Source organism: Mycobacterium sp. SMC-17, assembly GCF_045310915.1.
Classification (GTDB): Bacteria; Actinomycetota; Actinomycetes; order Mycobacteriales; family Mycobacteriaceae; genus Mycobacterium.
In genome coordinates, this window is sequence record NZ_JBJIAK010000040.1 from 47381 (window position 1) to 57735 (window position 10355).

Annotated in this window: 11 protein-coding genes and 1 rRNA gene; 2 read left to right on the plus strand and 10 right to left on the minus strand. The window is 68.1% G+C overall.

From position 1 onward, the window contains the following. Positions 1–62: 62 nt before the first annotated feature. From ACJH7A_RS22230 to ACJH7A_RS22240, 3 genes are all read right to left on the minus strand, one after another. Entirely contained in the window at positions 63–1004 is a 942-nt protein-coding gene (locus tag ACJH7A_RS22230) for a copper transporter (protein WP_318984871.1), read from the minus strand. A 7-nt stretch (positions 1005–1011) separates the two neighbouring features. Then, entirely contained in the window at positions 1012–2196 is a 1185-nt protein-coding gene (gene steA, locus ACJH7A_RS22235; RefSeq protein WP_212814175.1) for a putative cytokinetic ring protein SteA, read from the minus strand. 100 nt (positions 2197–2296) lie between these two features. Beyond that, the gene (locus ACJH7A_RS22240; RefSeq protein WP_212814174.1) at positions 2297–2818 is read right to left on the minus strand and encodes a CGNR zinc finger domain-containing protein; all 522 of its coding nucleotides are present in this window, start codon (positions 2816–2818) and stop codon (positions 2297–2299) included. A gap of 139 nt (positions 2819–2957) precedes the next feature. Here ACJH7A_RS22240 and ACJH7A_RS22245 point away from each other — a divergent pair, with 139 nt between their 5' ends. Together ACJH7A_RS22245 and ACJH7A_RS22250 are read left to right on the plus strand one after the other, a co-directional pair. Continuing rightward, a complete protein-coding gene (locus ACJH7A_RS22245; RefSeq protein WP_212814172.1) occupies positions 2958–3419 on the plus strand; it encodes a VOC family protein in 462 nt (153 codons plus the stop codon). Between the two features lie 8 nt (positions 3420–3427). Then, positions 3428–4303 (plus strand): pyridoxamine 5'-phosphate oxidase family protein, encoded by an 876-nt coding sequence (locus ACJH7A_RS22250; protein ID WP_406776119.1) that lies wholly within the window; start codon positions 3428–3430, stop codon positions 4301–4303. Here ACJH7A_RS22250 and recN read toward each other — a convergent pair. The 7 genes from recN to rrf all read right to left on the minus strand — a co-directional run bounded on the left by recN (position 4300) and on the right by rrf (position 10140). Next, complete coding sequence (gene recN, locus ACJH7A_RS22255) at positions 4300–6057, minus strand: DNA repair protein RecN (protein WP_212814770.1); 1758 nt, start codon at positions 6055–6057, stop codon at positions 4300–4302. The genes ACJH7A_RS22250 and recN overlap by 4 nt on opposite strands. Continuing rightward, complete coding sequence (locus tag ACJH7A_RS22260) at positions 6057–6980, minus strand: NAD kinase (protein ID WP_020100018.1); 924 nt, start codon at positions 6978–6980, stop codon at positions 6057–6059. The genes recN and ACJH7A_RS22260 overlap by 1 nt, the downstream gene beginning before the upstream one ends. Further along, positions 6977–7786: a TlyA family RNA methyltransferase gene (locus ACJH7A_RS22265; RefSeq protein ID WP_212814170.1), complete on the minus strand. Its 810-nt coding sequence runs from the start codon at positions 7784–7786 to the stop codon at positions 6977–6979. The genes ACJH7A_RS22260 and ACJH7A_RS22265 overlap by 4 nt, the downstream gene beginning before the upstream one ends. Before the next feature lie 7 nt (positions 7787–7793). Further along, positions 7794–7964: a hypothetical protein gene (locus tag ACJH7A_RS22270; protein WP_090562517.1), complete on the minus strand. Its 171-nt coding sequence runs from the start codon at positions 7962–7964 to the stop codon at positions 7794–7796. 8 nt (positions 7965–7972) lie between these two features. Further along, a complete protein-coding gene (locus tag ACJH7A_RS22275; protein ID WP_212814168.1) occupies positions 7973–8992 on the minus strand; it encodes an HAD-IIA family hydrolase in 1020 nt (339 codons plus the stop codon). Between the two features lies 1 nt (position 8993). Then, on the minus strand, positions 8994–9827 hold the full coding sequence (locus tag ACJH7A_RS22280) for a tetratricopeptide repeat protein (protein ID WP_212814166.1): 834 nt from the start codon (positions 9825–9827) through the stop codon (positions 8994–8996). Positions 9828–10026: 199 nt separating this feature from the next. Next, positions 10027–10140, minus strand: a 5S ribosomal RNA gene (gene rrf, locus ACJH7A_RS22285). Positions 10141–10355 lie beyond the last annotated feature (215 nt).

Below are 10355 nucleotides of genomic sequence, written 5' to 3' on the forward strand. Positions count from 1 at the left end.
CGACCGGCCCGAGCTGGGACTGACGCGCCGGTGACGGTCACCACGGCGCGCTGCGACTCGAATTACTGCAGGACCGTCACCGAGCTGGCGCCACGACCGATACCGAGCTGCGCCGGATGGCCGCCGGCGATGAGTTGCTGCAGCGACAGGACCGTGGTGATCCGGCCGGCTTGGCTGTTGACGTCGTCGACGGTGCCGACCGCGCCGGACAGCCCGGCATCCGAACGCACGACGGCGACGGCCGCGGTGCCCGACGCGCAGCCGTCCCGGCCGGCCACCAGCGTGCCCGCGCCGTGCGGCGCCAGGCCCGAGGCCAGGCGGGCCACCGTGGCTCCCCGGTTGCCGGCGTCATCGCCCAGGGCGCCGCCGGTGACGATCAGTGCGCTGTCGGCGACCCCGATGCGCTGCGAGCCGTAGGTGACGAACCCGGTGTCACGCAGCGTCGCGAGCACGGTGTCGCGCTGCATGTCGTCGACGGGCAGGATCGCCGGGTTGCGGTCGCGCAGCAGCGTGATGCCCAGCAGGTCACCGGCCTGCGAGCCCTGGTCGACGGTCCGGGTGCTCAGCTGACGTCCGGCCGGCACGATCGGCGAGTTCACCACCGACAGGAGCTTCTCCGAGGCGTTGGCGTCCACGAACTGCTGCGTCAGCGCGATGGTTCCCGTCACCGAACCCCCGGCGGCCGCAATCAGTTTCGCGGCCGCGTCGACGTCGTCGGTGGCGGCGTCCGGGGTGCGGAACACCACGACAGATTTCCCCGCCAGCGCGTCATGCACCATGCGCGGCGACATCTGGGCATCGAACTCGCCTGCCGCACTGAGCTTCTGGTTCAGTGCGTTCTTCTCGTCGGTGAGGCTGTTGATCTGGTTCTGCAACTCGTGTTTGTCGTCACGAAGTCCGGACAGCAGCGTGTTGGACAGCAGACCGGAACCGAGCATCACCCCGATGGCCAGCGCCAGGAACACCGCGGCCAGTGAGATCGCATGCGAGCGTAGGGAAATCATCGTCCGGCTAGCTCACCAATCCCTGCGCCCACAGCAGGAAGCGGTTCCAGTAGTCGGTCACCAGGTGCAGGACGGTGGCGTCGGCGCGCGCGACGTACAGCGCCACGATGACGGCGACCAGCATCGCCAGGACCAGCAGCGCGATGGCGCCGCCGGAGACGCGGCTGCGGTACAGCGTCGCAACGGCTTTCGCGTCGACCAGCTTCTCCCCCACCTTCAGGCGCGTGAGGAACGTCGACGGGGTGCTGGACTGCCGTGTGCGGTCGAAGAACTCTTCGATGTTGGCGCGGTGGCCGGCGGTGACGATCAGCGCGGCGCCGTGATGGTCGACGAGCAGCAGCGCCAGGTCCGCGGCCGAGCCGGCGGCCGGGAACGTCATGGCACCGACGCCCAGATCCTGAATGCGCTCAAGGCCTTTCGCGTGGCCGTCGGCGTCGGCCGGTAGCACCACCTGGGCACCGGACCGCAGCACATCGGCGCTCATCTCCTCGGGATCGCCGACGATCAGCGCGGGACGGTAGCCGGCCTTGCGCAGCGTGTCGGCGCCGGCGCCGACACCGACGAGCACCGGCTGGTACTCCTTGATGAACGGCTTGATGGCCTTCAGGTCAGCCTCGGCGCTCGGGTCGTCGGTGACCACCACGACGTGCCGGCGGTTCACGTCGACGTCGATGTCCGGGATGCCCATGCCGTCGATCAGCAGCGGGCTCTCGCTGCGGATGAACTCGATCGTGTTGCCGGCGAACGCCTCCAGGTGCGCCACGAGGCCACTCTTGGCCTCGTGCATCATCTCGTGGATCTGCTCGTCGTTGCGCTCGTTGCCGAGGACCAGACGGCGGTCGCCGTTGTAGATGCCGCCGTTGTGCAGCCGCACCTTGGCGCCGTCCTTGACCTTCTTGAAGACCTCCGGGCCGGTCTCGTCGATCAACGTAACCCCGTTGGCGACAAGCACTTCCGGCCCCAGGTTCGGGTAGCGGCCGGAGATCGACGACGAGGCGTTCACCACGGCGGCGACCTCGGCCTCCACCAGCGCGTCGGCGGTGATGCGGTCGAGGTCGAGTGCATCGAGAACGACGATGTCCCCCGGGCCGACGCGTCGCAGCAGTCGGTCGATGTCACGGTCAACGCGGGCGGTTCCAGTCACGCCCGGCTTCGGTCCGGCATTTCGGGTGAGCAGCGCTGCCATCTTCATGCGTCGATTCTGTCGATGAACCCTCAAGTAGAGGTGGAGGCGCGCCGTAACAACAGCCTCAGAAGTTTTCTTTTGTCACATCCGTAACAGCCGAATGGTCTCAATCTCGCTTCGCCGCATAGTGCCGGGCGGCCTTGGCACGGTTGCCGCACGTGGTCATCGAGTGCCAGCGCCGGGCGCCGTTCTTCGACGTGTCGTAGAACCACAGCACGCAGTGCGGGTGCGCGCACTGCTTGATCCGGCCGGCCGATTCCGCCAGCAGCTGCAGCAGGTTGTCGGCCGCGAGCCAACCGGGCAGCCATTCGGATCGGGGCACGTCCACATCGTCGTGCGGCCCGGACTCCGCGAGGGACCGCCGGATACGGCCATGGTCCAGGACAGCGTTCAACTCGTCGGCCGCGCCGTCGGTGACCACCTGCAGGATGGCTTCGCGCGCCCGCAGCAGGGCCGCGCGGGTCTTCTCATCGGATTCACAACGATCGTCGAGACCGTTGGCCACCAACCAACATCGGAGTCCCGCCACGTCGGTCAGGAGATCCCGGGGCCCCTCCGCCGACATCCACCGGGTGTTCAGCAGATCCAGCGCGAGAGGTTCGCCGACGTGCGGGCGCGGATCACGCATAGCTGAGATTAACCGCCTCTCCTGCATCGACAGCCTCCCGACAGTCCACTAACCATCTATTTTCATTTTGGTGGTTGACACGTTGCGCCTCCGATTCTAACCTTCAAATGTCAGATCAACAGTTACAACGGAGGAACCGATGACCACCGCCATCACCCCCAAGCTCGCCCCCGGCCACGTCGGGCTCAACGTCACCGACCTGTCGCGATCCGTCGACTTCTACCGGCGTGCTTTGGGTTTCGAACAGCTCGGCATCAGCGACGAGGGCGACCACCGCTTCGCCTTCCTGGGTTCCGAGGGCACCCTGCGGCTGACGTTGTGGCAGCAGAGCGACGGCGCGTTCTCCACCCGCAGCCCGGGTCTGCACCACCTGTCGTTCCAGGTCGACACCATCGAGCAGGTTCAGACGGTGGAGGCCGCACTCAAAGAGCTGGGCGTGACGTTCGCCCACGACGGCGTGGTGGCACACGGCGAGGGCGCGGCCTCGGGCGGCATCTTCTTCACCGACCCCGACGGCATCCGGCTGGAGATCTACGCTCCGAGCGGCGCCGAGACCGCTCCGGCACCGAGCGGCGCCGCCCCCACCTGCGGATTCTTCTGAGCCGCGCCATGACTGCCTACCACGCCGGTGAGCTGGAAGTGCAGCGGCGCATGGGCCAGGCGGAGATCGCTGTCCGCGTCGGCCGGATGATCCGTACGGAGATTCCGGCCGCCGCGGCGGCCTTCCTGGCCGAGCAGCCCATGGTGGTCCTCGCCGCGACAGACGACGCGGGCCGCGTCTGGGCCAGTTTGGTCACCGGCCCCGCCGGGTTCGTGCACGCCGACGACGACCACACCATCGTGGTCGACGCCCTGCCCGTGCCTGGCGATCCGCTGCACGATGTCGTACGCCGGCCGGGCCAGCAGGTCGGCATGATCGCGATCGAACCGCAGACCCGGCGCCGCATGCGGGTCAACGGCGTCGCCCAACCGACCGATGACGGGCTCCGTATCCACCCCGACCAGGTGTACTCGAACTGCCCGAAGTACATCTCGCGCAGGTACATCGACGGTGTCGCCGAGGAGACGCATCGTCCGGAAGTCCGTCACGCCGACGTCCTCGATGAGCGTCTGCAGCGCGTAGTCGCCCGCACCGACACCTTCTTCATCGGGTCGGCCGATCCGGACGGGAACGCCGATGCGTCGCACCGCGGCGGCAATCCCGGCTTCCTGCAGGTGCTTTCGCCGAACCGGCTGCGCTGGCCGGACTACCGAGGCAATTCGATGTTCATGACGCTGGGCAACATCAGCGCCAACCCGCGCGCCGGACTGCTGATCCCCGACTGGCAGACCGGGACCACGCTGCAGCTGACCGGCACCGCCGAGATCATCTGGGACGACGGCCCGCAATGTTCGGTGGAATTCACCGTGGATGAGGTGATCGAGCTGACAGACGTCAGTCCACTCAGATGGGGACAGGCCGAGCTGTCGCCCGCCAACCCCTAAGGCGCCGCATGCTCCTGCTGCGCCGCCTCGAGCAGCTCGCGAGCATGCGCACGACCACTGTCGGTGTCGCCGAGTCCGGCCAGCATGCGGGCCAACTCAGCGACCCGGTCCTCGTCCTCGAGGCGCACCACGCGGCTCGACTTCGGGCCGCTCTCCACCACCAGGTGCACGTCGCCGTAGGCCGCGACCTGCGGCAGGTGCGTCACGACGATGACCTGGTGGGTACGGGCCAGCCGGGCCAGGCGCTTGCCGATCTGCACGGCGGCGCGGCCACCGACACCGGCGTCGACCTCGTCGAACACCATGGTGGTGCCTTCGGCGGACGCCGACAGCACCACTTCCAGGGCGAGCATCACGCGCGACAACTCGCCACCGGACGCACTCTTGGCCAGCGGCAGCACGTCCGAACCGCTGTGCGGCGTGAAACCGAACTCGACGGCGTCGACGCCGTCGTGCCCGGCATGCACGAGGGTGCCGTCGGGCAAGGTCAGCGGCGCGCTGTCGTCGGCGCGCGCCTCCAGCGGTGACACCGTGATGCTGAATCCGGCGCCGCCCATCGCCAGACCGGCGAGCTCCGCGGTCACCGCCTTCGCCAGGGACTTCGACGCCTTGGTGCGGGCCTTGGTGACCTCGGCGGCGGCCAGCACCACCTTGTCGTGCCGTTCGTCGACCTGTTTCTGCAGTTCGGCCAGGGCTTCTTCCGAGACGTCGAGCTGCGACAGCCGCTGCCGGGCGTCGGCCGCCCACTGCAGTACCCCGTCGATGTCCGCGGCGTACTTGCGGGTGAGGTTGCGCAGCTCAGCCTGGCGCGCCAGCTTGGATTCCAGAGTGCTTGCGTCGCTGGGCAATTCGGAAAGATAGTCACCGAGTTCACCGGACACGTCACCGATCACCGCAAGCGCCTCGGCCAGGCGATCGCCGAGGGCACGCAGCACGGCGTCGTCCGTCGCCGACAACACCGACTTGGCCTGCGCCGCGGCATCGAGTGCCGACGTGGCGTCGTCCGACGGGCCATCGCCGAGTTCGCCGGACAGCGCCGCGCGGGCCGTCTGCGCGGCGTCCCGCAGCGCATCCAGCTCGGACAGCCGGCGGATGTCGGCGACCAACGCGTCGTCCTCGCCGGCTTCCGGCGCCACCGCGTCGATCTCCCCCAGCCCGAACTGCAGCCGGTCCGCCTCCATGGCGAGATCCCGCGCCCGGTTGCGGCGGTCGATCAAATCTCGTCGGGCAGTGAGCCATTCGTCCCGCAGCTTGCGGTATTTGGCCAGCAGCCCGGTCACGTCGACGTAGCGGTCCAGCGCGCCGCGCTGCTCGTCGGGACGCATGAGTCGCAGCTGATCATTCTGCCCGTGCAAGGCAAGCAATTCCGTGGTGAACGTGGCCAGCGATTTCGCCGGCACACTCCGGCCACCCAGGTATGCGCGCGACGGCCCGTCCTTGCTCACCGAACGCGCGGCGATGACGCTGCCGTCGTCATCGCGGTCGGCGCCGGAGGCCTCGAGAATCTCATCGACCCGCTCGGACACCCCGTCGCCGAGTTCGGTTGTGGTGAAACGGCCTTCGACGACAGCGCGGGCCGAACCCGAACGCACCCGGCTGGGGTCGGCGCGCGCGCCCCCCAACAGGTGCAGGCTGGTGACCACCATGGTCTTACCGGTACCGGTCTCGCCGGTCAGCACAGTCAGACCACGGCCGAATTCGGCAGTGGCCGCACTGATGGCGCCGAGCGCCTCGATGCGAATCTCGGTCAGCATTACTGGCCGCGCCACCCTTTCACCGGCAACCGGAATTTGCGCACCAAACGGTCGGAGAACGGGGCGCTGTCGAGTCGAACCCATTTCAGCGAGACTTCGCAGCGGGTGACCTCCAGCCGGCCACCGGCCGGGACCACCATCTGGCGGCGGCCGTCGCAGAACACCATGGCGTCATTGTTGCCCGCTTCGACCTCGATCGCGATCGATGCGTCGGGGCTGGTCACCATGGGACGGGCGAACAGGGCGTGAGCGTTGTTGGGTACCACCAGGATTGCTTCGAGGTCGGGCCACAGAATCGGGCCGCCCGCGGAGAAGGCATAGGCGGTGGATCCAGTGGGGGCCGACACCAGCACGCCGTCGCAGCCGAACGCCGAGACCGGACGGCCGTCGACCTCGAGCACCACGTTCAGCACACCGAACCGGCTGCTCTTCTCCAGGCTGGCTTCGTTGAGCGCCCAGCCGCGCTGCACGATCTCACCGTCGACGCGGACCCCGATGTCGAGCGTCATCCGCTCTTCGACCCGGTAGTCCTTGTTGATGATGCGCTCGAGCACATGGTCGATGGCCTCGGCCTCGGCCTCCGCCAGGAACCCGATGTGTCCGAGGTTGACCCCGACCACGGGGATCTCGGCATTGCGGGCCAGCTCGGCTGCCCGCAGGAAGGTGCCGTCACCGCCGAGCACCAGGACCAGTTCACAGCCCTCGGCCGCATGGCTGTCGGGATCGACGACCGTGATGTCGACGCCCATCGCGCGCATGTGGTCCGGGGCCAGGTGCAGAGCCCCCCGGTCGACGGCTTCGGCGGCGAGCACGCGCAAACCGATTCCGTTGTCGCCCAGTACTTTTTCGACACGGGTTGCGGTTTCGGTGGCTTCGTCGCGGCCGGTGTGGATCACCAGCAGGACGGTGCGTTCGCGCGTCACTGCGGCCCCTCGGCGACCGCGCGGCCGACGGCTGCGACGAGCGCGTCGCCCTGCAGCGGTTGATCGGTCGTGGCCCGCAGCCGCAGGAAGTACTCGACGTTGCCCGACGGGCCGGGCAGTGGGCTGGCGGTGACGTCGACCGCATGCCAGCCGAGTTCCGCGGCGCGCCGCGCGACCGTCAGCACCGCATCGGCGCGCAATTCCGGGTCGGAAACCACACCACCGGCTCCAACTCGATCCTTGCCCACCTCGAACTGCGGCTTCACCATGGGAACGATATCGGCTAGGGCCGACGCACATGCGGTCAGTGCCGGTAGGACCGTGGCCAACGAGATGAACGACAGATCGGCCACGACCAGGTCGACCGGGCCACCGATGGCCTCGGCCGTCAGCTCCCGCACGTTCGTCCGCTCCATGACGATGACGCGATCATCAGAGCGCAACGACCAGGCCAACTGGCCGTAGCCGACGTCGGCCGCGACTATCTCGCGGGCTCCGCGGTCCAGCAGTACCTCGGTGAATCCGCCGGTGGACGCACCGGCGTCCAGGCAGCGTCGTCCCTCGGGTGAGACGCCGAACGCGTCGAGCGCCCCGATCAGCTTGTGCGCGCCACGGGACACCCAGCTGCGCTCGGTGGATTCGGCGACCAGGAGATTGGCCGCGGGAGTCACCGCCGTCGAGGCTTTCGATGCCCGCATACCGTCGATGGTCACGCGGCCGGCCTCGATCAGTTCGGCGGCTTGTTGACGAGACCGGGCGAGCCCCCGCCGGACGAGTTCGGCATCAACACGTGCGCGTCGCGTCACGTGCCCGTCACCCCTTCTCGACCGATTCCAGGGCCCGGACCAGCAGATTGTGGGCGTGGTCCAAACCCGCCGCGACAGCCTCGAGGTCCGGTGTCTCGTCGCCCTCGCCGGACAAATCCGGGAGATGGGACAGCAGGACCGCGATGTCCTCGCGGATCTGGTCAGGATCGGTACTCATAGCGATGTTCACGCTAGCGGATCGGTGCCGTCGAGCAGCGACCACCGATCCAATGCCGCGCGTGCCGTGTCGTCCCCGGCCGCGATGCGCACCCGACCCGAGACGGCGCCGGACCATACGGCACCGGCCGTCGCGCGGACCACCGACAGTTCGTCGTCAACGGGTTCGCCGGTGGCGTGGACGGTGACCTCGTTGCCGGACATCTCGACCCGCCACGCGGGGTGCGGCCCGACTCGCAAGGCATCCGCAGGCGCCGCCAGCGAGCGCAGGTCGGGCGCCAGGTAGTCGGGACGCTCGCCGGGGACGGCGTGCACCATGTCGGCGGCGGTGTTCACCCCGGTCAGCACCATCAGGCTGGGCAGTCCGGCGGCATTCGCCCCTGCGATATCGGTGTCGAGCCGGTCGCCGACGACCAACGGGGTTCCATACTGACCGCGGGCCAGGGCGTCGTTCATCAACGTGGGCTGCGGCTTACCGGCGACCTGCGGCACCTGTTCGGTGGCGGTCTGCAGTGCGGCGACCATCGAGCCGTTCCCCGGGAGCAGCCCCCGCTCCGACGGCAGCGTCTTGTCGCTGTTGGCCGCCACCCACAGGCCACCGGCCCGGATGGTCAGCGCCGCTTCGGCGAGGTCGGCCCACCCGGTCTGGGGCGAATGCCCCTGGACCACCGCGACCGGCCCGTCGGTGAACTGCCGTACCGGCTGCAGGCCGGCATTGGCGACCTCAGCGGCCAGCGCATCCGTACCGATGACCAGAACCTTGGCGCCCGCGGGTAGCTGTAGCGCGAGCAGGTGCGCCGCACTCTGGGCGCTGGTCACCACGTCGTCGGCATGCGCGCAGAAGCCGAGCGCGTCGAGGTGGTCCGCCACCTCTGCCGGGCTTCGCGACGCATTGTTGGTCACATAAAGCTTGCGCGACGTGACCGCGGCAAGGGCGTCGACCGCACCTTCGGTGGCCTCATGACCACGGAAGACAGTGCCGTCGAGGTCCAGGAGCAAGCAGTCGTGCAGCTGAGCCAGCGTCGTCACGTCAGCCCAATTCGGCGACGCGGTCCTCGGCGTCCGTGACGCCTTCCAGGTCCGCGGCTGCTGCATGCAGGAACCACTGGAGTGCGTCGTCCTTGCGGTCCAGAGCCAACAGCGTCTCGGCATATACATAGAACAGGCGAGCTGCCGTCTGGCCCGTCCGGGTGGAATCCAGCGGCGGGTTGGACAGCAGTGCCAGCGCCTGCGCCGGCTGGCCGAGATCGCAGCGTGCACCAGCCAGGACGATCTTCAGTTCGTCGGCGTCGTCACCGGTGAGCTGTTCGGCTTCGGGGCTGCGACCCAACTCGATGGCGCGCTCCGGACGGCCGACACCTCGCTCACAGTCGGCGATGAGGGCCAGCAGCGGAGACTTGCTGCCCATCCGTCGGGCGGCACGCAGCTCGGAAAGGGCCTGCGCCCAGTCACCACAGTGGTATGCCGCGATGCCGACGGCCTCCCGGATCGCCGCGATCCGCGACGCCCGGTTCCGCGCGGCACGCGCGTGCTCGAGGGCGGCTTCCGGATCTTCTTCCAGCAGGTCGCCGGCCATGACGAGGTGCTTGGCCACATAGTCCGCGGTCGCCTTGTCGAGCGTCGTCAGTTCACGACGGACCTCGGGCGAGAGCTGCTTGGCTTCGACATCGTCGGGCAGCCGGGGGCCGGCCGGGCGATCGGACGGCGTCACGCCATCACGGGACTGCGGCGGCCGGCCGTTCCGATCTGAACCGGGGCGCCTGGGGGCCTGCGCGCGGTCACGCTGCGGCCGCTGCCCGCGTCGTGCGTCGCCGTCGTCTCTGCGCGAGGGGCGGCGATCGCCGCCCTGCCTGTTGTCGACCACTGGAACCTTTCCTACGAAATCTCAGGTCAGAATACGGCCCGACCTGTCACTGGCCGAACTTTGCTCGCGAAACCCGCCCTCCAGACACCGGCGCCGAAGCAATCGGACACCGGCAGCGGGCCATTTCCGAGCCGAGAAATGGAAATTCCTCAAATAGAATCACCCCCCACATAAATGTGGGGGGTGATTCCTAATTTGTGTTCGGCGGTGTCCTACTTTTCCGCCCGTGCAGGGCAGTATCATCGGCGCTGGCAGGCTTAGCTTCCGGGTTCGGGATGGGACCGGGCGTTTCCCTGCCGCTGTTGCCGCCGTAACTCTATTCATTTTACGCCTCCACCAGCGTTAACCCTGTGGGTTGTTTGGTGGTGGGGTGTGGTCTGTGTGATTCTTCGGTGTGGATTGTGGTTGCGAGGCACGTTGGTGTGCAATGTTCTTGTTTACACACGTTGGTTTTTTTGGGTGTGTGTAAGTTTTCGGCCGGTTAGTGCCAGTTCCCTAAACTTATTGCTAAGTGTGCAGGTCTGGTCT